The sequence below is a fragment of the Pseudomonas sp. IT-P2 genome, assembly GCF_949767575.1.
In the GTDB taxonomy this organism is placed as follows: Bacteria; Pseudomonadota; Gammaproteobacteria; order Pseudomonadales; family Pseudomonadaceae; genus Aquipseudomonas; species Aquipseudomonas pharyngis.
This window is the reverse complement of sequence record NZ_CATKQA010000008.1, coordinates 56,734-80,062: the sequence shown is the minus strand read 5'-3', so window position 1 is coordinate 80,062 and position 23,329 is coordinate 56,734. Positions and strand designations below refer to the sequence as shown.

The 23,329-nt window shown below is 60.3% G+C and carries 25 protein-coding genes and 2 pseudogenes; 9 read left to right on the top strand and 18 right to left on the bottom strand.

Going from position 1 to position 23,329, the window contains the following annotated elements; all coding sequences use genetic code 11:
* Nucleotides 1–24 precede the first annotated feature (24 nt).
* The 4 genes from ACM6JM_RS05800 to ACM6JM_RS05785 form a co-directional block, all read right to left on the bottom strand.
* Nucleotides 25–1,188 (bottom strand): EAL domain-containing protein, encoded by a 1,164-nt coding sequence (locus tag ACM6JM_RS05800; RefSeq protein WP_039770425.1) that lies wholly within the window; start codon nucleotides 1,186–1,188, stop codon nucleotides 25–27.
* A 123-nt stretch (nucleotides 1,189–1,311) separates the two neighbouring features.
* Entirely contained in the window at nucleotides 1,312–1,650 is a 339-nt protein-coding gene (locus ACM6JM_RS05795) for a hypothetical protein (protein WP_039770424.1), read from the bottom strand.
* Nucleotides 1,647–2,033, bottom strand: coding sequence for a phage holin family protein (locus ACM6JM_RS05790; RefSeq protein ID WP_011335280.1), 387 nt, complete (start codon nucleotides 2,031–2,033; stop codon nucleotides 1,647–1,649). The genes ACM6JM_RS05795 and ACM6JM_RS05790 overlap by 4 nt, the downstream gene beginning before the upstream one ends.
* A 2-nt stretch (nucleotides 2,034–2,035) precedes the next feature.
* Nucleotides 2,036–2,350, bottom strand: a complete 315-nt coding sequence (locus ACM6JM_RS05785; protein ID WP_007955729.1) for a DUF883 family protein — start codon at nucleotides 2,348–2,350, stop codon at nucleotides 2,036–2,038.
* A gap of 318 nt (nucleotides 2,351–2,668) precedes the next feature.
* On the opposite strand from ACM6JM_RS05785, the gene ACM6JM_RS05780 reads away from it, so the two are divergent.
* Complete coding sequence (locus ACM6JM_RS05780) at nucleotides 2,669–3,877, top strand: ammonium transporter (protein WP_103386342.1); 1,209 nt, start codon at nucleotides 2,669–2,671, stop codon at nucleotides 3,875–3,877.
* Here the strand turns inward: ACM6JM_RS05780 and ACM6JM_RS05775 are convergent.
* Nucleotides 3,874–5,586: a cation:proton antiporter gene (locus ACM6JM_RS05775; RefSeq protein WP_039770422.1), complete on the bottom strand. Its 1,713-nt coding sequence runs from the start codon at nucleotides 5,584–5,586 to the stop codon at nucleotides 3,874–3,876. The genes ACM6JM_RS05780 and ACM6JM_RS05775 overlap by 4 nt on opposite strands.
* A 190-nt stretch (nucleotides 5,587–5,776) precedes the next feature.
* Between ACM6JM_RS05775 and ACM6JM_RS05770 the strand changes: the two genes are divergently transcribed.
* The 3 genes from ACM6JM_RS05770 to ACM6JM_RS05760 all read left to right on the top strand — a co-directional run bounded on the left by ACM6JM_RS05770 (nucleotide 5,777) and on the right by ACM6JM_RS05760 (nucleotide 7,458).
* Nucleotides 5,777–6,013, top strand: coding sequence for a glutaredoxin family protein (locus ACM6JM_RS05770; RefSeq protein ID WP_007955734.1), 237 nt, complete (start codon nucleotides 5,777–5,779; stop codon nucleotides 6,011–6,013).
* A gap of 164 nt (nucleotides 6,014–6,177) precedes the next feature.
* Nucleotides 6,178–6,495 carry a transcriptional regulator gene (locus ACM6JM_RS05765; protein ID WP_039770421.1) on the top strand — a complete coding sequence of 106 codons (318 nt, stop codon included), beginning with the start codon at nucleotides 6,178–6,180 and terminating at the stop codon, nucleotides 6,493–6,495.
* 69 nt (nucleotides 6,496–6,564) lie between these two features.
* Nucleotides 6,565–7,458, top strand: a complete 894-nt coding sequence (locus ACM6JM_RS05760) for a pseudouridine synthase (RefSeq protein ID WP_074687961.1) — start codon at nucleotides 6,565–6,567, stop codon at nucleotides 7,456–7,458.
* Nucleotides 7,459–7,539: 81 nt separating this feature from the next.
* Here the strand turns inward: ACM6JM_RS05760 and ACM6JM_RS05755 are convergent, their stop codons facing one another.
* Nucleotides 7,540–7,761 carry a YgdI/YgdR family lipoprotein gene (locus tag ACM6JM_RS05755; protein WP_039770418.1) on the bottom strand — a complete coding sequence of 74 codons (222 nt, stop codon included), beginning with the start codon at nucleotides 7,759–7,761 and terminating at the stop codon, nucleotides 7,540–7,542.
* A 78-nt stretch (nucleotides 7,762–7,839) separates the two neighbouring features.
* Complete coding sequence (gene mobA / locus ACM6JM_RS05750; protein WP_414881444.1) at nucleotides 7,840–8,442, bottom strand: molybdenum cofactor guanylyltransferase MobA; 603 nt, start codon at nucleotides 8,440–8,442, stop codon at nucleotides 7,840–7,842.
* Nucleotides 8,443–8,523: 81 nt separating this feature from the next.
* Here mobA and moaB point away from each other — a divergent pair, with 81 nt between their 5' ends.
* Both moaB and glp read left to right on the top strand, forming a co-directional pair.
* Nucleotides 8,524–9,063, top strand: coding sequence for a molybdenum cofactor biosynthesis protein B (gene moaB / locus ACM6JM_RS05745; protein ID WP_064598275.1), 540 nt, complete (start codon nucleotides 8,524–8,526; stop codon nucleotides 9,061–9,063).
* The gene (gene glp / locus ACM6JM_RS05740; RefSeq protein ID WP_414881443.1) at nucleotides 9,047–10,273 is read left to right on the top strand and encodes a gephyrin-like molybdotransferase Glp; all 1,227 of its coding nucleotides are present in this window, start codon (nucleotides 9,047–9,049) and stop codon (nucleotides 10,271–10,273) included. Before moaB ends, glp begins: the two co-directional genes overlap by 17 nt.
* Nucleotides 10,274–10,329: 56 nt before the next feature.
* On the opposite strand, the gene ACM6JM_RS05735 is transcribed toward glp, so the two are convergent.
* Nucleotides 10,330–10,638: a hypothetical protein gene (locus ACM6JM_RS05735; RefSeq protein ID WP_170844867.1), complete on the bottom strand. Its 309-nt coding sequence runs from the start codon at nucleotides 10,636–10,638 to the stop codon at nucleotides 10,330–10,332.
* A gap of 314 nt (nucleotides 10,639–10,952) precedes the next feature.
* Here ACM6JM_RS05735 and yegS point away from each other — a divergent pair, with 314 nt between their 5' ends.
* Nucleotides 10,953–11,870: a lipid kinase YegS gene (gene yegS, locus ACM6JM_RS05730; protein ID WP_414881442.1), complete on the top strand. Its 918-nt coding sequence runs from the start codon at nucleotides 10,953–10,955 to the stop codon at nucleotides 11,868–11,870.
* Here yegS and ACM6JM_RS05725 read toward each other — a convergent pair.
* From ACM6JM_RS05725 to ACM6JM_RS05715, 3 genes are all read right to left on the bottom strand, one after another.
* Nucleotides 11,854–12,513, bottom strand: a complete 660-nt coding sequence (locus ACM6JM_RS05725; RefSeq protein WP_039770409.1) for a response regulator transcription factor — start codon at nucleotides 12,511–12,513, stop codon at nucleotides 11,854–11,856. The two genes, yegS and ACM6JM_RS05725, sit on opposite strands and share 17 nt — an antisense overlap.
* Nucleotides 12,510–13,403 carry a sensor histidine kinase gene (locus ACM6JM_RS05720; RefSeq protein WP_039770407.1) on the bottom strand — a complete coding sequence of 298 codons (894 nt, stop codon included), beginning with the start codon at nucleotides 13,401–13,403 and terminating at the stop codon, nucleotides 12,510–12,512. Before ACM6JM_RS05720 ends, ACM6JM_RS05725 begins: the two co-directional genes overlap by 4 nt.
* A 481-nt stretch (nucleotides 13,404–13,884) precedes the next feature.
* Complete coding sequence (locus tag ACM6JM_RS05715) at nucleotides 13,885–14,355, bottom strand: hypothetical protein (protein ID WP_414881441.1); 471 nt, start codon at nucleotides 14,353–14,355, stop codon at nucleotides 13,885–13,887.
* A 453-nt stretch (nucleotides 14,356–14,808) separates the two neighbouring features.
* Here ACM6JM_RS05715 and ACM6JM_RS05710 point away from each other — a divergent pair, with 453 nt between their 5' ends.
* Nucleotides 14,809–15,744: a chemotaxis protein CheV gene (locus ACM6JM_RS05710; protein WP_003226705.1), complete on the top strand. Its 936-nt coding sequence runs from the start codon at nucleotides 14,809–14,811 to the stop codon at nucleotides 15,742–15,744.
* A gap of 90 nt (nucleotides 15,745–15,834) precedes the next feature.
* Entirely contained in the window at nucleotides 15,835–16,641 is an 807-nt protein-coding gene (locus ACM6JM_RS05705) for an MOSC domain-containing protein (RefSeq protein ID WP_074687955.1), read from the top strand.
* Nucleotides 16,642–16,712: 71 nt separating this feature from the next.
* On the opposite strand, the gene ACM6JM_RS05700 is transcribed toward ACM6JM_RS05705, so the two are convergent.
* From ACM6JM_RS05700 to atuC, 7 genes and pseudogenes are all read right to left on the bottom strand, one after another.
* Nucleotides 16,713–16,997, bottom strand: coding sequence for a pyrimidine/purine nucleoside phosphorylase (locus ACM6JM_RS05700; protein ID WP_007940055.1), 285 nt, complete (start codon nucleotides 16,995–16,997; stop codon nucleotides 16,713–16,715).
* An 81-nt stretch (nucleotides 16,998–17,078) separates the two neighbouring features.
* The gene (locus ACM6JM_RS05695) at nucleotides 17,079–17,621 is read right to left on the bottom strand and encodes an exonuclease domain-containing protein (protein ID WP_039770400.1); all 543 of its coding nucleotides are present in this window, start codon (nucleotides 17,619–17,621) and stop codon (nucleotides 17,079–17,081) included.
* A 69-nt stretch (nucleotides 17,622–17,690) separates the two neighbouring features.
* Nucleotides 17,691–18,041: pseudogene (locus ACM6JM_RS05690) on the bottom strand (acetyl-CoA carboxylase biotin carboxyl carrier protein subunit); the annotation flags it as partial.
* 128 nt (nucleotides 18,042–18,169) lie between these two features.
* A pseudogene (locus ACM6JM_RS05685) lies at nucleotides 18,170–19,652 on the bottom strand (acetyl/propionyl/methylcrotonyl-CoA carboxylase subunit alpha); the annotation flags it as partial.
* A 79-nt stretch (nucleotides 19,653–19,731) separates the two neighbouring features.
* Complete coding sequence (locus ACM6JM_RS05680; protein WP_414881440.1) at nucleotides 19,732–20,529, bottom strand: enoyl-CoA hydratase/isomerase family protein; 798 nt, start codon at nucleotides 20,527–20,529, stop codon at nucleotides 19,732–19,734.
* A complete protein-coding gene (gene atuD / locus ACM6JM_RS05675; RefSeq protein ID WP_007908685.1) occupies nucleotides 20,526–21,683 on the bottom strand; it encodes a citronellyl-CoA dehydrogenase in 1,158 nt (385 codons plus the stop codon). The genes ACM6JM_RS05680 and atuD overlap by 4 nt, the downstream gene beginning before the upstream one ends.
* A gap of 29 nt (nucleotides 21,684–21,712) precedes the next feature.
* Nucleotides 21,713–23,329, bottom strand: coding sequence for a geranyl-CoA carboxylase subunit beta (gene atuC, locus ACM6JM_RS05670; RefSeq protein WP_414881439.1), 1,617 nt, complete (start codon nucleotides 23,327–23,329; stop codon nucleotides 21,713–21,715).

Sequence of the window (23,329 nt, the reverse complement as noted above, 5' to 3'; positions counted from 1 at the left end):
TCAGGCTGGCATCTGCAAGCGCAACTACAGCCCCGCCGCATCGATGTCGATCAGCAGCAGGCGCTCGCCGTTATCAAAAAACTGTCCGGCGGTCAGGCAATACTGGTTGCTGGTAGCGTCGCGATAGGTGTTGGAAAGGGTCAGGCGCCGTTCCTCCCAGCCTTCGGCCAGCAGGTGATAGAAGTAGGGGCGCCACGACCAGTTGTGACCCAGATAGCGATTGTCGGCGACCCAGCCGCTGGGGCGCCACTCCAGGTTTGGCGTCAGTTGGGTGCCGTGGCGGTCACATTGATAAAAACGCAGCAGCCAGGGAAAGGCGTCGAGCTGTGGCAGTGCACTGAGTGGGGCGCGGGCCTGGGCCCAGGTTTGGAGGATGGTCATGAGTTCACTGAGCTGCTGGCGCATGAACATCAGCTTGCTGCGCTCGGCCAGCTTCTGACGCACGTAAGACTGGCGCAGCTCGGCAAAGCGCTCCACGAAGTCATTCGTACCAAAAAGCGCCTCCTGCGCCCGGGCAAACAAAAAGCCCTGCACGTAACGCGATCCGCACTCCAGCGCGAAATTCAGTTGCGCCGCAGTTTCCACGCCTTCGGCAATGATCCAGCAGCCGGTTTTTTCGGCCATTTGCGCGAGGGCCTTGACCACGTCACTGCTCGGCCCGCCCAGTGCGGCGGCCTGGAACAGACGCATGTCGAGTTTGAGAATGTCCGGTTGCAGCGCCAGCACGCGATCGAGTTGCGAATAACCGGCGCCGAAATCGTCGATGGCGATCCGGGCGCCGGCATCGCGGTAGCGCGCCACGACTTCGGTCAGGCGCTGGCTGTTACCGCCCAGTTCAGTGATCTCGAAAACAATCCGTTGCGGGTCGATACCGTGCCGCGCGAGTTGCTTCAGGCTGGGCAGTGCTTGGTCGGCACGCAAGCGGCTGATCCAGCGCGGTGACATGTTCAGGCTGAGAAACCAGTCCGGCGGCGCCTCGTGCAGTCGACTCAGCGCGTTGTCGCGGATCTGCCGGTCCATGCGGCGCAGCGCGATGGCCGGGGTGCGCGGGTCGGCGAACAGCGGTCCGACCGACGCCAGTTGGCCATCGGCCTGGCGCAGACGGCCCAGTGCCTCGACCCCGGCAATGCGTCCGGTGGCGGTATCGATGAAAGGTTGAAAGCAGGCGAGCGGTTGCCCGTCGATCACGGGGCCTCCTTGTCGTTCTTGTTCTGGTCGAATTCTGCCGGCCGGACAGGCAAGCGGGATTGAACCTCCGGATAAGAGATTCAATCCCGCCGGTATTGCAAGAATGCAGCCAGATGCGAAGGTTCAGCGCTTGCTCGAGCTCTGCATGACCAGCTTGATCAGCGGAGCGAGGCTGGTGCCCAGGCGGATCAGTCGGGTCAAACCGCCTACGCCACCGCTCTTTGCCCCTTTACCGGTGATGAAGCCCAGCAGTGTCACGGCCGCCACGCCCCACAACGGCGCGTGCTTGATGCCGAAACCACCCTGAAGGTTTTGCGTCATGCCACGCATGCGTTGCAGTGGTTGCAGGACCTGGCCGGTTTCATGGCGGATTTCCTGACGGTGCATTTCCATGCGCAGGCGGATCAGTGCCTTGCGCATTTCCCTGCGTGAGCTGTTGTGCGGAAGTTCAGGCAGGTTCATGGCAACAGGCGCTCCCGATCATTGGCCAGTTCTTCCAGCGTGCCGTGGAAAGGCGAGGATTCATCGAAGATCGCGGCTTTGAGACGCAGCGCGCAAAAGATTGCCGCCAAGGTGTAGAACACGCACAGACCAATAATTGCGGCCAAGCGATACGTGTCCCAGAACACGATCAGGACAAGCGTCGACAGGCCGACCAGCAACAGCAGCGCAAACACCAGTGCCAGGCCGGCGAACAGCAACAGGCTGACGGTGCGTGCTTTCTGTTCCTGCAGTTCGATGCCGAACAATTCGACGTGGCTGTGCAGCAGACCGAGAACAGCAGCACCCAGACGACGCGTGGAGGAGGCGGTGCCCGAGTTCGGGCCGGATTCACCGATCGACATGATCAGCGCCGCGTGGCCAGCAGGCCAATCAGAAAGCCGACGCCGGCGGCGATGCCCACCGATTGCCACGGGTTGGCCGATACATATTCCTCGGTGGCGGTGACCGCCGCCTGACCGCGCTCGCGCAGGGTGTCTTCGGTCAGCTTCAGGGTTTCCCGCGCGCGCAGCAGGCTTTCGTGGATCTGTTCGCGCAACTCATCGGCCTGATCACCGGCCAGCGTGGCGGTGTGCTCCAGCAAGCGTTCAGTGTCGCTGACCAGGGTCTGGAAGTCGTTCATCAGGATTTCTTGAGCAGTCTTTGCCTTGATGCTGGCCATGGGGGATCTCCGTAAGTGGCGTTCTGAAGCGGTGTTCTGAAGCGTTCGAGTATGAGCCAAGTGTGAAGGTTCAGTACAAATGACTGGTACAAACTTTGCTGTGTCGTGGTGCGTCGATCGGTGGCAGTGCGCTGTTGCCGGGCGTAAAACCGGGCAAACCTTGGCCCGGATGATGAAGGTTCATGTCAGCCCATCGACCTTGTGCGCCAAAGCGGTTCACCGACCTGCCGGATCAGTGACTGCATGGTCGCAACTTGGTGCATGAAATGTGCGCGTGAACCGCTTTGGTGCCTTTTTCAGCCTCGGGTCTGCCTCCTCATGGAAAATCTGCAAAGCGCTGTGGACACGCTGGTTCACAGTTCCAACACGTTGTTCATTCTGATCGGTGCGGTCATGGTGCTGGCCATGCACGCCGGTTTCGCGTTTCTGGAGGTCGGAACGGTTCGCCAGAAAAACCAGGTGAATGCACTGTCGAAGATTCTCAGCGACTTCGCGGTGTCGACCCTGGCCTATTTCTTTATAGGCTACTGGCTTTCGTACGGAGTGACCTTCCTGCAACCGGCGGCGGTACTCAGTGCCGATCATGGTTATGGACTGGTGAAGTTTTTCTTCCTGCTGACCTTTGCGGCGGCGATCCCGGCGATCATTTCCGGCGGCATCGCCGAGCGAGCGCGGTTTGTGCCGCAACTGTGCGCCACGGCGCTGATCGTTGCGTTCATCTACCCGTTTTTCGAAGGCATGATCTGGAACGGCAACTACGGTGTGCAAGCCTGGCTGACCGCACAGTTCGGCGCTGGTTTCCATGATTTTGCGGGTTCGGTGGTGGTGCATGCCATGGGCGGCTGGCTGGCGTTGGCGGCAGTGCTGCTGCTCGGGCCGCGCAACGGACGCTATCGCGATGGCAAGCTTGTGGCGTTCGCGCCGTCGAGCATTCCGTTTCTGGCATTGGGGTCGTGGATTCTGATCGTCGGCTGGTTTGGCTTCAACGTGATGAGCGCGCAAACCCTGCAGGGGGTCAGCGGGCTGGTGGCGGTCAACTCGCTGATGGCCATGGTGGGCGGAACGGTGGCGGCGCTGATCGTCGGTCGCAACGACCCGGGCTTTCTGCACAACGGTCCGCTGGCCGGTCTGGTGGCGGTGTGCGCCGGTTCCGATCTGATGCACCCGGTTGGCGCGCTGGTGACCGGCGCGATTGCCGGCGCCCTGTTTGTCTGGTGCTTCACGGCGGCGCAGGTCAAATGGCGCATCGATGACGTGCTGGGTGTCTGGCCGTTGCACGGTCTGTGTGGCGTGTGGGGCGGCATTGCCTGCGGGATCTTCGGCTCGACCGCGTTGGGCGGGCTCGGTGGCGTCAGCCTGATCAGCCAGTTGATCGGCACCGCCCTCGGTGTGGCGGTGGCGTTGACCGGCGGTTTCGCCGTCTATGGCTCGATCAAGGCGCTGCATGGTCTGCGCCTGAGCCAGGAACAGGAGTACTACGGCGCCGACCTGTCGTTGCACAAGATCGGCGCGGTAAGCCAGGACTAGGTCTCCTCATCGTCGGCTCCGGGGTAAAAGCCGTGAAGCAGGCGATAACGATCGATGCGCACCTGATCGACTTTCTCCTGCACCCGGTGTGCAGGAAATCCGAGCAGGATCAAGGCATGGGAACCGAGCATCAGGCTCGACTCCAGCAGTTCCGGCACCACTTCGCTGGCGCCGGCCGCCTTCAGCTCGGCCGACTGGCTGTCGTCCCGGGTGCGCACCAGAATCGGCACTGTCGGGTTGAGGCGTCTTGCCTCCTTGAGAACCCGCAGAGCCACGTCGGCTTGATCCACAGCAATCACCAGCAACCTGGCGCGCAGCAAACCGACGGCGGTCAACAGATCGCCGCGGGTTGAATCGCCGTAGTGGACGTCGCGCTCGGCGGTGGCGGCTTCCTGGATCCGCACCGGATCGTTGTCCAGCGCGACGTAGGTTTGCCCGGCATTGCGCATGAAACGCCCGATCGACTGACCGACACGGCCGTAGCCACAAATCACCACATGCCCGTTGAACCCCGCATTGAGGGCGCTGATTTCCTCGATCTGCGCTTCCTGGTTGGGTTTGCGGTGCAGGGCGGCGGCGATGCGCGGTGCGGCGCGTAACAGCAGGGGCGTCAGCAGCATCGAGCAGAAGGTGGCGGCGAGCAGCAGCGCACCGAGTTCGGCGGGGAGCAACCGGGTTTGCTGCATCTGTGCCATCAGGGCGAAGCAGAATTCACCGCCCTGGGCGAGGGCGAGGCCGCTGCGCCAGGCCGTTTCACTGTCGCTGCCGCGCCATTTCACCAGCAGCGCCACCACCAGGCCTTTGATCACCAGTAAACCCAGGGTCATCCCGATAATCAGCAGGCTGTGGCTGGCGAACAGTTGCAGGTCGATCAGCATGCCGATGCTGACGAAAAACAATCCCAGCAGAATGTCGCGAAACGGCCGGATATCGGCCTCGATCTGATGTCGATAATGGCTCTCGCCCAGCAGCATGCCCGCGAGGAACGCGCCGAGGGCTGGAGACAGGCCCAGCAGGTGGGTCAGCCAGGCCGTCAGCAACACGATCACCAGTGCCAGCAGCACGAACAATTCTGCCGATCGGGAAGCCGCGACTTCCTGAAACAGGCGGGGCAGCAGCCAGCGGCTGGCCAGCAACAAACCGAAAAACAGCAACACTGTCTTCAGCAAAGTCAGGGGCAGCGCCCAGTACCAGGCCTGATCACTGCTGCCGGCGAACACCGGCACCAGCGTCAGCAGCAATACGGCCACCACGTCCTGGAACAACAGGACTCCTACCGCGTTCTGGCCATGGCTGCTGAAGATTTCGCCGAGGCTGCTCAGTTCCTTGGTCACAATCGCCGTGGATGACAACGACAGGCCAGCGCCCAGCAGCAAGGCCGGTGTGGCGGGCATGCCCAGGAGCATCAGCACGCTTCCCAGCAGCAGTGTGGTGATCAGCACCTGCTGGCTGCCCAGGCGGAAAACCACCTTGCGCAGGGCAATCATTTTCGACAGGGAGAATTCCAGCCCCAGGGAAAACAGCAGAAACACCACCCCCAGTTCGGCAAGGTCAGGCAAGTGTTCGCTTTCATTGATCCAGTCGAACGCCTTCGGCCCGACCATCAATCCCACGCACAGGTAACCCAGCACAGGTGGCAGGCGCAGGCGACGGAACAGGGCAATCATCACCAGGGACGACGCCAGAATGATCAGCAGATTGGCAAACACACGACACTCCGGAACAGGTCAGGCTCTTCAAGCGTAGAGGTAAAAAACACCGGAGCATCGCGTAAACGGCAATTTTGTGGGCTGATTTACATCAGGGTTTTGCGAAGAGCGGATTTGAGCCCGGTGGGCAGGTCGACGGGCCTTGCGGGCAGGCCTAGAATGATCACTCGATTTTTGGGGTTGAGCGCACATGCTTCCTGAATGCCAGTTGTTCGGCACCCTGGGGTGCCATTTGTGTGAAGTCGCCGAGGCTGAACTGATGCCTTTTGTCGAGCATGGTCTGCTGGTGGAGCTGGTGGATATTGCTGACGATGAGTCGTGGTTCGAGGCCTACAGCCTGCGAATCCCGGTCTTGCGCAGGGTCGATACCGGCGCGGAACTGGGATGGCCGTTCAGCGCCGATCAGGTGGTGGCATTCCTGCGTTAATGACTTTTTCTCGTTTGCGTTGATGGCGTTCGTCACCTTCGCTAATCACGGCTTGGCACTTTTCGGGTTATTCGGTTACTGTATGCGCATACAGTAATTGAGTTGGCCTGCCATGCCGTTTTCGGGCATTCGCCAGGGCAAGCCGGATGTCAGAGGGAGTCACCGTGGTCAATGTCGAACAGTTGAAAAGCAGCGTGAACGGGATGTCGGTTGACGTGGTGCGCGAGGCCGTCCACGAATTGCGCCTGGACGGTCTGGTCACGGGAGGCAAGACTCCCTTCAACAAGCTGCATTTCAATACGTGCTTTGCCGAGATCGAGGCCTTGTTTCAGCGCGCCGGTTATCACAAGCAACTGGATGTGGTCGGTTATCAGGGATTGTTGTACGCCTTGTACGACCCAGGCCGCTGGGAGGCCGTCGATGTTCTGCGCTGGCTCAAGGAATTCACCGAGGCGGCGGCGCTCAAATCGATCCCCGCCTGATTCCGCGCTAGGTCTGCTGCGCCGGGTGTTGGATAATGCCGCTCTGCTTTGAAGGTTCGAGTTTTCCGTATGTCCAGCACACCCACATTTTCCGCCGCACAGAATCAGGCCAGCACGCTGTATCTACCCCCCGGTAGCTGGCGGACAGTGTTCGACTGCCTGTGTGAGCATTTCAGTGCCATTGGGCGCGATCAATGGCTCGACCGAATCGCCCGGGGCCGGGTGCTCGATGGCGAGGGTCAGCCGATTGCGCTGGACTTGCCCTACAAGGAAGGGCTGCGCATTCACTACTTTCGTGAAGTACCGGATGAAAAGCCGATCCCGGTGGTCGAGTCGATCCTGTATGCGGACGACCATCTGGTGGTGGCGGACAAGCCGCATTTCCTTCCGGTGACCCCGGCAGGCGAGTACGTCGAGCAGACGTTGCTTCGCCGATTGATCCGGCGCCTGAACAATCCCCATCTGGTGCCGCTGCATCGGATTGACCGGCACACGGCCGGGCTTGTGATTTTCTCGGCCAACCCACAGACGCGGTCGGCGTATCAGTCGCTGTTCCCGACGCGGCAGATTGAAAAACGCTATGAAGCCATTGCGGCTGCGTTACCTGGGCTGGACTTTCCGTTGGTACATAAAAGTCGTCTCGTCGATGGCGAACCTTTCTTCCGCATGAAGGAGGGGGCGGGTGCAAGTAACACCGAAACGGCGGTGGAGGTGCGTGAAAGGAATGGTGATCTCTGGCGCTACGGCCTGTATCCGGTGACCGGCAAGAAGCATCAACTGCGGGTACACATGACGGCGCTGGGGGCGAGCATCTGCAATGATCCGTTTTATCCCGACGTGCTCAAAGACGTTGAGGATGACTACGCCAATCCGCTGAAACTTCTGGCGCAAGGCCTGCGATTCATCGATCCGGTTACGGGGCAGCCCCGCGAGTTCGAGAGCCGCATCACGCTGGACTGGTGATCCCGCTATCGATTGTTTTCGGTCAGACACGAAAAAGCCCGCATATTGCGGGCTTTCTGTATCGGGTGCCGAACTGAAGAATTAAAGCTCTTTGACAGTACGAACCTGATCCTTGTTGATGCGGGTGTGCTTGCCGTCCAGTTGTTCGAACTCGTAGAAGCCCGAATCTTCATCATACTTGGGGGCGTCGACAGCCTGGATTTCGCGACCGTCATTCAAGGTGATCACTGTTGGCGAAGCGCAACCGGCGAGGGTGGCGAGGCCCAGTGCGAGCATGAAAGTGGCGAGGGTCCGTTGAGTCATGAGTGTGTCTCCGAAGGGAAATTCTTTTGGTTACTGAGCTTGAGACGTATACAAGGCGTGCAAGTTCCTTGAATGCTGTCAGTCTGACACAGTGTTGTGCGAACTCAACAGTTCAGGGGTGTTGAGATTGGCCAGGCGTGGGTCGTTGTCAGGGCAAACCAGGGCTTGGGCATCAAGCGTGCGCATTAGCCGGCCAGGGCTGCGTTCTCCGGCGCTCCAGGCGTTTTCGAAGGCGGGCAGGAGTGCCACGGGGATTACACAAAGCAGCGGTTCCCAGTGATCGTCATGTCGCAACATTAAAGGTTTTTCAGAATTCAGACTGGCCGCCTCGCGCATGCTCTGCAGCAACGCAAGATCGATGCGCGGGACATCGCAGGGCAGTACCAGCAGGTGGGTGTGGCGCGCGGCTTTCAAGCCGGCGCGAATGCCGGCCAACGGACCGGGGAAATCTCCCTCGTCATCGCATACCAACTGGTCGGCAAATGGCGCATAGCGTTCACGATTGCGGTTGCAGGAGATGATCAGATCATCGGTCAACGACCGAACTTTACGATGAAGATGCGCGATCAACGGTTCACCGTGCCATTCCACGAGCCCCTTGTCCTTGCCGCCCATGCGCTGGCCGCGCCCACCTGCCAGTAACAGAATGGAGCAAGGTGGTAATGGCGTGTTCGAGGTCATGGCAACTCTCCGCAGGGGCGGCGAAAAAAGGGGGCGCTGTGATATAACACCGGGCTGTTTCTCCTACAACTGGACGAGCCTATGAAAGCCAAGGCTGATGTACCTTTCGCACCGCTCAATATCGCAGTGCTGACGGTCAGCGACACCCGAACCCTGGAAACCGATACCTCCGGCCAGGTCTTCGTCGACCGTCTGACGGCCGCCGGCCACCATCTGGCGCAGCGCGTGCTGCTCAAAGATGACCTGTACAAGATCCGTGCGCAAGTTGCCCACTGGATTGCCGAAGACGTCGTGCAAGTGGTGCTGATTACCGGCGGCACCGGTTTTACCGGCCGTGACAGCACCCCGGAAGCGGTTGCTTGCCTGCTGGACAAGCAGGTCGATGGTTTTGGTGAGCTTTTTCGTCAGATATCGGTTGCCGACATCGGCACTTCCACCGTGCAATCTCGGGCTTTGGCGGGACTGGCCAACGGCACGCTGGTCTGCTGCCTGCCTGGTTCGACCAATGCTGTGCGCACCGGTTGGGATGGCATCCTCGCCGAGCAACTGGACTCACGTCACCGCCCATGCAATTTCGTTACTCATTTGAAAAAGGCAGCGCCTTGTGAATCCCGTGGGTAAGCCGGGCAAGACCGGCAGCCTCATGCCTGTTGAAGAGGCATTGACGCGATTGCTGGAAATGGCCGAGAGCTCGCGGATTGTCGAGTACGAGTTTTTGCCACTGGCGCAGGTTCAGGGGCGAGTGCTGGCGAAGGATCTGATTTCGACGCTGGATCTGCCACCTTGGCCGAACAGCGCCATGGACGGTTATGCCTTGAGTCTGGCCGACTGGACCGGTGAGCCGTTGCCAGTCAGTCAGAAGATCTTCGCTGGACAGGCACCGGAACCTTTGAAACCAGGCACCTGTGCCCGGATCTTTACCGGCGCGCCGGTGCCTGCGGGGGCCGACTGTGTCGAAATGCAGGAAAACGTCGAGATTCATGCCGATGAGCGCGTGAGTTTCATCGAGACGATGGTGGCCGGGCAGAACATTCGCCCGCAAGGCCAGGAAACGACCGTCGGTGAACTGGTCTTGTCTGCAGGAACTCGGCTCGGTCCGATCGAGCTGGGGCTGGCTGCCTCGCTGGGTTGTGCAGGGCTTGAGGTCGTTCGCCAGGTTCGTGTGGCGGTTTTGTCCACCGGAGACGAGTTGGTCGAGCCGGGCACGACGTTGGGGCCGGGACAGATCTACAACAGCAACCGGGTGCTTTTGTGCAGCTGGTTGCAGCGCCTGGGATATGAAGTGGTTGATGCCGGCATTCTGCCTGATGATCTGGCCACTACCCGCGCGCGACTTGGGGAACTGCAGGATGTAGACCTGATTCTGTCGACCGGTGGCGTATCGGTCGGAGAGGCGGATTTCCTCGGAATCGCATTGAGGGAGGAGGGCGAACTGACACTCTGGAAGCTGGCAATCAAACCCGGCAAGCCATTGACGGTCGGGCATTTTCGCGGTGTTCCGGTGATTGGGTTGCCGGGTAATCCTGCCTCGACACTGGTGACTTTCGCCTTGTTGGCCCGACCTTATCTGTTACGTCGCCAGGGCGTGCAGGATGTCGAGCCGCTGAAAGTTTCGGTGCCCGCAGGATTTGTCTGGCCTCATGCCGGAAACCGCCGTGAATTTCTGCGAGGGCGCCTGGAGCAGGGGCAAGCGATTATCTACCGTAACCAGAGTTCGGGCGTTCTGCGCAGCGCTGCCTGGGCCGAGGGGCTGGTGGAGGTACGGGAGGGCCGAGTCCTGGCCGTAGGAGACCAGGTGCCATTCATTCCACTCAGCGAGCTTCTCGGTTGATCGCAGGTATTTGAAAGGCAGGCACAGTGGTTACACGATGCCTGCCTTTCTGCCAGTCAACGACTGATCAGTGCAACGAGCTGGTCGAACCGGCTATTGGCGATCCAGCCCACCAGTCCGAGCACCATCGCTGTCGCACCTGCCGAGTAGGCAAGGCGGTGCTTGATGGCTTTGACGTCTCCTCTGACTTCGTCCATGTCGCGTCGAATGTACTTGAGGTGAGTTTCCAGCTCGGTGACACGAGGTTCCATATTGTTTTCTCCGGTATTTCTGGCGCTGCATTTGAATTCGTCTTTGAGGCTGGCGCGACTTTCGGAGAGAGAGGCAACCGGACTCACGGCTAGTCCTGCTTCACGGCTTTGCATGGAAACGTCCACCTGCTGCCGTGGGGCTCTCTTGGCAAATGCCGAAATGCAAAATATCGAAAGTCCTGAAACTGTTTCCACTCATTACATGCACATCCTTGTGTAATTGAATTGAAGATCGCTAACGCCGACACACGTTGTACCAATGGCCGGGCTGGGTCAATTGAGCCGATTCCTTACGTTCTGTACGAAAAAGTACCGGTATGTAGGACAAGGAGGGCGAGCTTCAGGAATTAATCAGAAAGAGTGCGACTTTTTTATCCCTCTTGAGGGTCAAGATGTTCCGTACCGATTTAATTCCGGGAGTAACCGCAATGAGTGAACGCAAGGCATTGTTGATTCTGCATGGCAAGCAGGCGCTCAACGAGGCGGTTCGTGCCGCTGTCGAGAACAAGCGAGAGCAAGGCTGGGAGCTGGCTGTACGTCTGACCTGGGAGGCCGGCGATGCGCAGCGGTTGGTGGAGGAGGCGCTGGCGGCGGGATACCGCCAGATCATCGCCGGCGGTGGGGATGGCACCCTGCGTGATATCGCCGAAGCGCTGGCGGCGCATCCGGGCAAAGCCAGTCTGGTGCTTTTACCGCTGGGAACTGCCAACGACTTTTCCCACGCGGCGAGTATCCCGTTGGAGCCGACCGAGGCGCTTGAGTTGCTTGAAGCGCCCGCCCACGACATCGATCTGGGTGAAGTCGGTGGGCAGATCTTCCTGAACATGGCGACCGGAGGATTCGGCAGCCAGGTAACGGCCAACACGTCGGAAGATCTGAAAAAGGTATTGGGTGGCGCAGCTTATTTGTTCACCGGTTTGACGCGGTTCAGTGAACTGCATGCCGCGTACGGTGAGTTGCAGGGGCCGGATTTCCATTGGCAAGGCGAGTTGCTGGCCCTCGGGATCGGCAATGGCCGTCAGGCCGGCGGCGGACACGTGTTGTGCCCCGAAGCGCTGGTGGACGATGGTCTTTTGGATATCAGCATCCTGCCGGCGCCGCAGGAGTTGGTTGGCACACTGAAAAATCTGCTCAGCGACGGCTTCGGCATTGACAACATGTTTGTGCGCGCCCGTTTGCCATGGGTTGAAATCAAGGTCGCCGAAGGGCTTTACATCAATCTCGACGGCGAGCCCCTGGAGGGCGAAAGTTTACGGTTTGCGGCGCGCCCCGGGGCGTTGCGTGTGCATCTGCCGAAGGACTCACCGCTGCTGAGCGTCACTCCCAGGCTCAATCGTCCAGACTAATGATCTGTTCTCGCACGGCAAACAGCACCAGGCCCGCCACATCGTAGATCTGCAGGCGTTTCATGATCTGCGAGCGGTGGGTTTCGACCGTCTTGATGCTCAAGCCCAGGCCGTTGGCGATTTCTCGCGTGGATTTGCCACGCACGATCAGGCGCAGGATTTCCAGCTGGCGTGCGGTCAGGTTGTGCGACTCGGCGACTTCCGGCTGTTGTTTCAGGTTGCGGGTCAGTGCCTGATTGATCACGGTATGGGCGATGGCAGGGCTCAAGTAGCGCTCGTTGTTGCGCAGGGCTTCGAGTGCATGTTCGAGCTCGGTGGCCGTGGTGTCCTTGAGCAGGTAACCGTGAGCACCGGACTCCAGTGCCTGCATGATCAGCGCGGGGTCGGTGTGCATCGACAGAATCAGCACTTTGCTCTGTGGGCGTACTCTTCTGAGTCGCTGCAGGGCTTCCAGCCCGCCGGTTTCTTTCATGGAAATGTCCAGCAATACGATATCGGGGGACAGCAGCTCGACCATCTCGAGCAGCTGCGAGCCATCATTGGCCTCGCCGATGACTGCATAGCCGGGAATATCCAGCACCAGGGCACGCACGCCGGCCCTGATCAGCGAGTGGTCATCCACCAGAAGTAAGTTACAAGTCAACGCATAACCTTATTCGTACTGGCCCGCTCGAGTGCCCGGGGCGCCCAGGGGAATAGTGCTTCGATTTGAGTACCTTTGCCGGGCTCGCTGGTCACACTGAGTGTACCGCCCAGTTGCTCGATGCGTTCTGCCATCCCGGCCATGCCGCGCTGTCCTTCGCGACCAGGGTTCGCCGCCGGGGAAAAACCCAGGCCATCATCGCTGATCAGCAGGGTCAGGCCCTGTGGCAGACGTTGCACGCGGATCAACAGGTTTTTGGCCTGCGCATGGCGAAGAATGTTGGTCACCGCTTCCTGAGTGATGCGAAACGCTGCGACGGCCATCTCTTCGGGGATTCCATTCAGGCGCTGCTGGCAGTCCAGGCTCCAGTGCACCGAAGTATTGGCCAATACCTTGAGCAGGTGTGCACGCAGGCTCGCTTCCAGACCAAGGCTGGTCAATTGCCGCGGGTTGAGAATGGCCGAAACGTCGCGCACCTTGTTGAGGGTTTCTTCCAGCGTCTCGCAAAGTACCGAACAGTGTTCCTGCATATCCGCGGGCAAGCGGCGCTTGAGCCATTCGCTTTGCAGTTTGGCGGCGGTCAACAACTGGCCGATATCGTCATGCAGTTCGCGACTCAGGCGATGGCGTTCGTTTTCCTGGACTTCCAGCAAACGGTCGGCCAGTTCCTGAGGCTGGAACTTGATGGATTTGCGCGACAGGCGATGTTGTGTCCAGACGCAGCCTGCAGCCGCCACGTTGATCAACAACAGGCCGAGCGACAGCTGCGCGGACAATCCATAGGTCAACACACTGCCCAGAGCCGAGCCTGTACACAGCAGGAGGGTAATCCTGCGGGCATTTTCTCGGGAGGGAGGCCATGTGGTGATTGACTTGAGACTGGCGTACATAGCGGATGGAGCCAATGGATGTTCGCTGCGGGCAGACCGGTCAGAAGGACTGGCGGTCTCTGTCTGGAAAACGTTCATTCAGGTTGTTGATTTCAAAATGGTTCAGTGATCAATAATTGAGCGCCAACTTCGGTGGAGACCGATCATTGAAGTCACAATGCCATTAATTGAAACAACTAACGGCCGGCATAATACCACTTAACATACCGTTGGTCGCGTTTGCCCTATATGTCCAAAGAGTCAGGAAACAGGCCATGTTGGACGAAGGTTCCATAATGGAAAGTTGAAATACCTGACCCGATAATTATCGATGCGGTCGCAAGTTTTCTTTTACACAGGAAAACCCTGATATCAGCAGAGGGTAGTCTGCATTCAGCGAGTGTAATTATTTATCGGGAGGGTCGCAGGCAGGCATGAACTATTCATTTGCGACATTCGACTGCGAAAGCTGACCGGCTCAAGCGGCCCAAGGTGTGCCCGATTACGCTTGCCGTTCCGACCAGGCTACGAGGGTCAGGGACTTGCCGTTGTGCGGCAATTGAAAGTGTGTCTGGCCGACCTGGCACGCAAAGGCTTCTATGAGCGACACCTGCTCGCTTTCATCCAGACCCAATTGCCCGGTACTTGGATCAACCAGCTCCAGTTGCCAGGCCATCAGGGTGAAGCAATCCTTCAGTGCTTCCAGGGCCTGTGCATGCAAATCCACGTGACCCTGCACCTGGGTGAGCAAGCCATGCAGGTGCAGGGAGAATTCGGATACCGCCTCCAGCCCCAGGGCATCGGTCTTGTTCGCCAGCTTGAGGAGGGTGCTGAGCATGCAGTCGATGGCGTCCTTGTCATTGCTGATCAGCTGCAGATGGCTGAGGCATTCTTCAGACTTGGCCAGGAGCGTTTCAGCCTCGACAAGGAATTCGGGGAACCGCTGCGCCCAGTCACTACGGTCGTTCGGCATGCTTATCTCCACCACGTCATGTCTGATGAGGGAATGCCGTGTGTGTCGACGATCATGAACCGTCGCGAGACCGCGCCCCGGTGTGCATTGGCACAAAACTGGGGATTCAAGAGGATGTGTTTCCACTGAACTGCGATCGCACACAATAGCCTGACTCCGTTCATGCAATGAGAATGGCGTCACATTAATGGCTATTGGATATCGCGAATATCAGGTTAGGCCTGATTGTTCCTAGGGGATTCCCTTAGGCACGGGAACCTGTGGCGCAAATCAGGGTCGCGCCGAAGAGAATGTAGCAGATGATTTCTGCGGAGCCAGTAAAGCATGATGTTAATGTGACATCAATGCCTGTTCATGGCATTTTGTTGGCGATTTTTGACGGGATCAAGATCCGCCAGATTCAGCCGATAACCCCCAATAGTGAATTCATCAGAACAAGCCCAGGAGTCATTGATGGCCGGCATTCTCGACACGGTAGACCAACGCACGCAACTGGTGGGTGAGAATCGCCTGGAAATTCTCATGTTTCGACTGGCGGGACGCCAATTGTTCGCGATCAACGTGTTCAAGGTTCAGGAAGTCCTGCAGTTGCCGAAACTGACCCTGATGCCCCAGCGTCACCCGTTTGTCTGCGGTGTGGTCAATCTGCGCGGCCAGACGCTGCCGGTGATCGACCTGTCCCAGGCGATCGGCATGCGCCCGCTGGTGCCAGGCCCGAACAGCACGATCATCGTCACCGAGTACAACCGTTCGGTGCAGGCGTTCCTCGTCGGTGGCGTGGACCGCATCGTCAACATGAACTGGGAAGCCATCCTGCCGCCGCCGACCAGCGCCGGTCGCCAGCATTACCTGACGGCCATCAGCAAGGTCGACGATCAACTGGTGGAGATCATCGACGTCGAGAAAGTCCTCGCCGAAATCGTGCCGTACAACGCCAAGGTTTCGCGCGACAAACTGGACGATCCGGTGCTGGAACGCGCCCGTGGCCGCGAAGTATTGCTGGTGGACGACTCCAACGTGGCGCTCTCGCAATTGCGCGACACCCTCGGCCAGTTGGGCGTGAAGATGCACATCGCCAGCGACGGCCTGAAAGCCCTGAACATGCTCAAGGCCTGGGCGGACACCGGGGTGAACATGACCGACAAACTGCTGATGGTGTTCACCGACGCGGAAATGCCGGAAATGGACGGCTATCGCCTGACCACCGAAATCCGTAACGACCCGCGCCTGCGTGGCCTTTATGTGGTGTTGCACACTTCGCTGTCCGGCAGTTTCAACGACTCGATGGTGAAGAAGGTCGGGTGCGACAACTTCCTCTCCAAGTTCCAGCCGGACAAGCTGGTCGATGTGGTGCGCCAGCGTCTGATGCTCGACGAAGTGCCGGCCTGATCAACCTGTCGAGGCTGACCCTGCGTCAGCCTTTGATTCGCTGACAAAGCTCGTATAGGGTGGCGTTTTTGACCCACCAGGGAGCTGGCCATGCTGCGTCTGAGCGCGCTTTATCGTTACCCGTTGAAATCCGCCAAGGGCGAGGTCCTGCAAGGGATCGGCCTGGACAAACTGGGGCTTGAGGGTGACCGACGCTGGATGCTGGTGGACGAGGCCAGCGGGCGGTTCTTGACCCAGCGTGCCGAAGCGAAAATGAGCCAGCTCTCGGCGCTGTGGAACGCCAGCGGTGGCCTGACGCTCAGCGCGCCGGGGCATTCGGCAATCGATGTTGCCTTGCCCGGCAGCGACGACAACCTGCGTGGCGTGACCATTTGGCGTGACACCCTGCGTGTGCCGGATGCCGGTGAAGAGGCGGCCCGTTGGGTCAGCGATTTCATTGGCAAACCGACGCGCCTGGTGCAAGTGCCGCTGGATCGCGCCCGGACGACTCAGGCCGGGTACGGCAATGACGACGATCAAGTGGCATTCGCCGACGGCTTTCCACTGCTGCTCATTGGTGAGGCATCGCTGCAACACCTGTCGCAGGCGGTCGGGCGTCCGCTGGAAATGCTGCGGTTCCGGCCGAATCTGGTGATCGAAGGCAGTGATGCTTACGCCGAGGATGGCTGGAAGCGGATTCGAATCGGCGATGTCGAGTTCCGCGTGGTCAAGTCCTGCTCACGCTGCATTCTCACCACGATCGATCCGCAGACCGGTGAGCGCAGCGCTGACCGCGAACCACTGGCGACCCTGCAGAAGACCCGTGCCCAGGCCGACGGCGCGATGTTCGGCCAGAACCTGGTCAACGACAGCAACGGTCGACTCGAAGTTGGCATGCCGGTGGAAATCCTCGAATAACCCGCCCTGAAACGAAAAATGCCCGTGTCCTTGGACACGGGCATTTTTCATGACCGCAGGAAACCGGGGTTTCAGCCGCGGTATTCGCACAGGTAAGCGGTGTCGACGGCCACTTTCAGCTGGAACTTGCTGTTGGCTGGCACATTGAACTGGCTGCCCGCGGCGAAAGTTTCCCAGTCGCTGCTGTCCGGCAGTTTGACGGTCAAGGCGCCCGAAACCACGTGCATGATTTCACGCTGGCTGGTGCCGAATTCGTATTCGCCCGGGGCCATGACGCCGATGGTCGCAGGGCCTTCAGCGGTGCCAAAAGCGATCGACTTGACGGTGCCGTCGAAGTACTCGTTGACTTTAAACATGGGCGATTCCTCTCGAAAAGGGCTTAAAAGGGTCAAAAAGGGGCGGCCAGTATGCACAAGGCTCCGGGCGTCGTCATCTGTCTAGAGTGGCAATACCAGTGGCAACAGGCGTGCGGTATTGCGCGCATCCTCCAGTGCCCGGTGTTGTTGACCGCTGAATTGCATCCCCGCCAGTTGCAACGCGCCATTGAGGCCCAGAGGCCGTTCGAGGCGCCGGGCCTTGGCAAAGCGCTGTTTGAGGTTCATGTGCGGCACCCGGCTCAGGGCGCTGTCGAGTTGCAGGCGCTGCCATTCCTGAAGCAACTGCTTGCGGTCGTAATCGCCCCAGCTGGCCCAGCCTTCAAGGCGCGTCTGGTGCTGACCGAGCCAGCGCTCGAACGCAGGCCACACTTCGCTCAACGGCTGCGCCGCGTCGATGTTGGCCTGGGTGATGTGCGTGAGTTCGCGGCAAAAGGGCGTCAACAAGGGGCGCCGCGTCGGTTTGACGAAGCGCTGAAAGTGATCCTGCTCGCGACCCGCGCGATCCACCAGGGTCGCGCCGATCTCGATGATCTCCATTTCCGTAACCGGCCAGCCACCCTCATCGGTGGTGGCTTCCAGATCTATGACCAGCCAATGGGGCATCGCAGGGTTCCTGATTTCCGCGTCCTGATTATTCAGAGCGTAGTCAAACCTTGCGGATGCGCGCGGCGACTACTCGACCTGCAACAGAACCTGACGATTTTTTACCTGATCGCCGACCTTGACCTGCACCCGCTTGAGCACGCCGTCGATGCCGGCCTTGAGCGGGTGCTCCATTTTCATCGCTTCCAGCACCACCAGCAGTTGGCCCTTGCTGACCGGGCTGCCTTCGCTGACGAGCACATCGATGATGGCGCCATCCATCGGCGCTTTCAATGTGCCGGAACTGACGCTGGTCTGACTGTCGATCACCGCTTGAGTTCGGTCCACCAGATGCAGGCTGCCGGGGTGGGTGAACAGCCAGAGCTGGTCGTCGCGCAGGCGACAGGCATGGCGCTGACGCAGGCCATCGATTTCCAGTGTCACGGCCACGGCGGTGTGCTCGACCAGCGTGAGTTTGATGACACGTTCGGCGACCTGCACTTCAAACGTGTTGTCCGGTCTGGCGCGCAGTTGCACGTTCCATTCGCGGGCGTCGAGGCCGATGCGATAGAGCAACGGCGCGCCGGCGTTGTTGCGCCATCCGGACAACGGGGCGCGATGTTGTTGCGCGGCGGATTGGTAAAAAATCACCGCCGCGATGGCCAGCTCTTCGGCACTGGGCGAATAGGCGTGCAGGCAATCGTGATCGGCGAAATGCTGAGGGATGAAGCCAGTGCCAAACTCACCGCTGATGAACTGCGGATGCTGCAACAGGCTGGCGAGCAAGCGCTGATTGCTCTGCACGCCAAGCAACACGCTGTCCTGCACCGCACACAACAGTTTGCGCCGTGCCTCTTCACGGGTCGCGCCGTGGGCGATCAGTTTGCCGAGCATCGGGTCGTAGAACGGTGAAATCGACTGTCCTTCGATCAGGCCGTGATCGACCCGCGCGCCGCGATCCAGTGCCGGCGCCCAGGCTTCGACACGCCCGGTCTGCGGCAGAAAACCCTGGGCCGGGTCTTCGGCGTAGAGGCGCACTTCCATCGCGTGGCCATCGAGTTTCACCTGCGCCTGGGTCAGTGGCAAAGGCTGCCCCTCGGCGACTGCCAGTTGCCACGCGACCAGATCCAGCCCGGTAATCAACTCCGTCACCGGGTGCTCGACCTGCAACCGGGTATTCATCTCCAGAAAATAGAACTGGCCGCTGGCGTCGAGGAGAAATTCCACGGTGCCGGCACCCACGTAGTTCACCGCACGCCCTGCCTTGAGTGCCGCTTCGCCCATCGCCTGGCGCAGGTCTTTGGTCATCACCGGGCACGGCGCTTCTTCGATGACTTTCTGGTGGCGACGCTGTATCGAACAGTCGCGCTCGCCGAGGTAGATCAGGTTGCCGTGATGGTCGCCGAGCAGCTGCACCTCGACATGTCGCGGCTCGATCAACGCCTGTTCGAGGATCAGTTCATCACTGCCGAAACCGTTCAATGCTTCGGAGCGCGCCGTGCGCAATTGCGCCGGCAATTCCTCGACGCTGTGCACCAGACGCATGCCGCGCCCGCCACCGCCGGCGCTGGCCTTGATCATCAACGGGTAACCGATGCGTTCGGCTTCGCGGGTCAGCGTCACGTCGTCCTGCTCGGCGCCTTGATAGCCGGCGATACATGGCACACCGGCGGCGAGCATGGCGATTTTCGACTGTCGTTTGCTGCCCATCAGTTCGATGGCTTCGACGCTGGGGCCGATGAAGGTCAGGCCGGCCTGTTCGCAGGCGCGGGCGAATTCGGCATTTTCCGAGAGAAAACCGTAGCCCGGATGGATGGCGTCGGCGCCGCTGCGCCGGGCGGCGTCGAGAATGGCCGGGATGTTCAGGTAGGACTGTTGCACGGGGGCCGGACCGATGTTCACGGCCTCGTCCGCCATTTGGACATGCAGTGCGTCAGCGTCGGCATCGCTGAAAACGGCGACCGTGCGATAACCGAGGGCCTGGGCGGTGCGCTGGATGCGGCAGGCGATTTCACCGCGGTTGGCGATCAGGATTTTGTGGAGGGCTGGCATGATAATTTTCCTGAGTTTTTGGCGGTGAATGGAAGGGCCTCATCGCGGGCTTGCTCCGGGCGGCGTTCCGACGAAGCTTTCAGGAGGCCCACCTCGGTTTGCGTTTTTGCACAAACGCCATCGTGCCTTCTATGCCTTCGGCGCCGGTCACCGCTGCGCTGAACCACTGCGCCGCTTCGTCCAGCAACTCACTCGACGGCTGGCCGGCGCTGGCCAGCAGCAGCTTTTTCGTCATGGCGTTCGCTTCGGGGGCGCAACACAAAACGTGGTCGAGCACTTCATCCAGTCGCTCGGCGAGCGCCTGTGGATCCTGTTCGACAAAATGCACCAGCCCCAGACGCCGGGCCTGATGGCCGTCGAAGCGGGCGGCGGTCAGGGCCAGGCGTCGGGTCTCGGTCAGGCCGATGCGCTGCACCACAAACGGTGCGATCTGCGCCGGCAGCAGGCCGAGGCTGGTTTCCGGCAAACCGAATTGCGCTTGATGATCGGCGATGGCGATATCGCTGACACAGGCCAGGCCGAAGCCGCCCCCGAGCACCGCGCCTTGTAGCACCGTGATCAGCACTTGCGGTGCGTGCTGTGCTTCTTCCAGCAACGATCCGAAGACTCGGTTCAATTCGCGATAGGCATCACTGCCCTGAGCGCGGGCGTTGGCCATGTCCTTGATGTCACCGCCGGCGCAGAAATGCCCGCCGGCGCCGCTGAGCACCAGCGCGCGAATACTGCGGTCATCGCGCACGTTGGCCAGCACCGCGCGTAACTCGGCGACCATTTGCAGGCTCATGGCGTTGCGGCTGTCCGGGCGATTGAGGGTGATGTGCAACACGCCGTTGTGCCGCTCCAGCAGCAGCGTCTGGCAATCGGGCAGGGCGCTCATTTCTTTTTCCCCGGCAGGATGCCCATCAGTTTGCAGATGATCCCCAGCATGATTTCATCGGCGCCGCCGCCAATCGACACCAGCCGCACGTCGCGGTAGGCGCGGGCTACCGGGTTGTCCCACATGAAGCCCATGCCGCCCCAGTATTGCAGGCAACTGTCGCTGACTTCACGGCCGAGGCGCCCGGCCTTGAGCTTGGCCATCGAGGCCAGTCGGGTGACGTCCTGGCCTTTGACGTATTGCTCGGTGGCCTGATAGACCAGCGCCCGCAGGCATTCGATTTCGGTCTGCAATTCGGCGAGGCGGAAGTGGATCACCTGGTTGTCGATCAGCGCGTTGCCGAAGGTTTTGCGTTCCTTGCAGTACTCGATGGTGCTGTCGACGCAGTATTCCAGGCCCTTGATCATGTTGGCCGCGCCGAACAGACGTTCCTCCTGGAACTGCAGCATCTGCATCATGAACCCGGCGCCTTCATGGCCGATGCGATTGCGCTGGGGCACGCGCACGTTGTCGAAAAACACCTGAGCGGTTTCCGAGCTGCGCATGCCGAGCTTGTCCAGATGCGAACTGAGGCTGATGCCCGGCGTGTTCATCGGCACCATGATCAGCGATTTGTTGATATGCGGCTTGTCGTCCGATGTGTTGGCCAGCAGGCAGATGAAGTCGGCGCTCGGCGAGTTGGTGATCCACATTTTGCTGCCGTTGATCACATAGTCGTCGCCATCCTTGCGCGCGGTGGTCTTGAGCCCGGCGACATCGGAGCCGGCGCCGACTTCCGAGACGCCGATGCAACCGACCTGCTCGCCGGTGATCGCCGGACGCAGGAATTCTTCGCGCAGTTCATCGGAGCCGAAACGGGCGAGGGCGGGGGTGCACATGTCGGTCTGCACGCCGATCGACATCGGAATGCCGCCGCAGTGGATGGTGCCGAACTCTTCGGCGGCGACGATCGAATAGCTGTAATCCAGGCCCATGCCGCCGAATTTTTCCGGCTTGGAAATCCCCAGCAGACCGAGGTCGCCGGCCTTGCGGAAAATCTCGTGGATCGGAAAGCGCCCGGCCTTTTCCCATTCATCGACATGGGGGTTGATCTCGTGCTCGACGAACTGGCGGACGGTGCGGCGCAGAGCTTCGTGTTCCGGGGTGAAGATCATTTTTATTGTTCTCCTTTAATCCGTGGCGGTCAGAACCGGCTGACGCCGAAGCTGTTGGGTTGCAGCGTGCGCACGTCGGCTTCGTGGCAGATGTCCAGCAGGTAACCGAGCAGGGTGCGGGTGTCGCGTGGATCGATCAGCCCGTCGTCCCACAGGTTGGCGCTGCCGTAGAGGGCGGTGGACTGGCTGTCGAGTTTCTGCGCGGTGACCTGCTCCAGCATGTCGAGCATTTTCGGGTCGGGCACCAGGCCGTCCTTGAGCTGTTTGGCTTCGGTGACGATGCGCAGCACCTTGCCGGCCTGGGCGCCGCCCATCACCGCCGTGCGGCTGTTGGGCCAGGCGAAGATGAAGCGCGGATCGAGCCCGCGTCCACACATCGCGTAGTTGCCCGCGCCGTAAGAACCTCCGACCACGATCGTCAGTTTCGGCACCCGCGCATTGGCCACGGCCTGGATCAGTTTCGAGCCGTGCTTGATCACGCCGTGCTGTTCCGATTCGGTGCCGACCATGAACCCGGTGGTGTTATGGAAAAACAGCAGCGGCGTCTGGCTCTGGTCACACAGTTGAATGAACTGCGCCGCCTTGCTCGCACCATTGGGCGTGATCGGGCCGTTGTTGCCGATGAAGCCGCAGGCGCGACCCTGAATCTTCAGGTGGCCACAGACGGTCTGCTGATCGAACTCGCCCTTGAACTCCAGGAAGCGCGACTCATCGGCGATCCGCGCAATGATTTCGCGCACGTCGTAGGGTTTTTTCGGGTCGTCCGGGATCAGCCCGAGCAGTTCGTCGATGGGGTACAGCGGCTCCTTGAATGGCGGCTCGGGCAGCCACGGCAGTTGCTCGTTCCAGTTCAGCAGGCTGACGATTTCCCGCACCTGACGCACGCCGTCGGCGTCGTTTTCGGCCAGGTATTCGGCGGTGCCGGCGACTTGCGCGTGCATCTCGGCGCCGCCCAGTTCTTCGTCGGTGGCGACTTCACCGGTCGCCGCTTTAAGCAATGGGGGACCGGCGAGAAACAGCTTGGCCTTGCCGCGCACCACCACCACGTAATCCGACAACCCCGGCTGATACGCGCCGCCAGCGGTAGCCGAACCGTGCACCACGGTGATCTGCGGCAAACCCATGGCCGACATCCGCGCCTGATTGGCAAAACTGCGTGCGCCTTCGACGAAAATTTCCGCCGCGTAGTTGAGGTTGGCGCCGCCGCTTTCGGCGAGGGTTATGACCGGCAGTTTGTTTTCCTGGGCGATCTGTTGCAGGCGCAGGGATTTTTTCAGACCCGACGGGGAAATCGTCCCGCCCTTGATTGCGCTGTTATTCGCCACGATCAAGGCGCGCACACCGGACACGTAACCGATGCCGGCGATCAAGCCGCCACCGGCGGAGCTGCCGTCCTTGTCGTCGTGCAGTTTGTAGCCGGCCAGGCTCGCCAGTTCGAGGAACGGCGCGCCGGGGTCGAGCAACAGATTCAGACGTTCACGGGGCAGCAGTTGCCCGCGCTTGTCGAATTTCGATTTGGCCTCGGCCGCCTTGTTCAGCAGGTTCTGTTCGAGCTGCTGGACTTGCTCGATGGCGGCGAGCATCGCTGCGCGGTTGCGGGCGAAGGCTTCGCTGTGTGGGTCGAGCTGAGATTGAATGACCGGCAT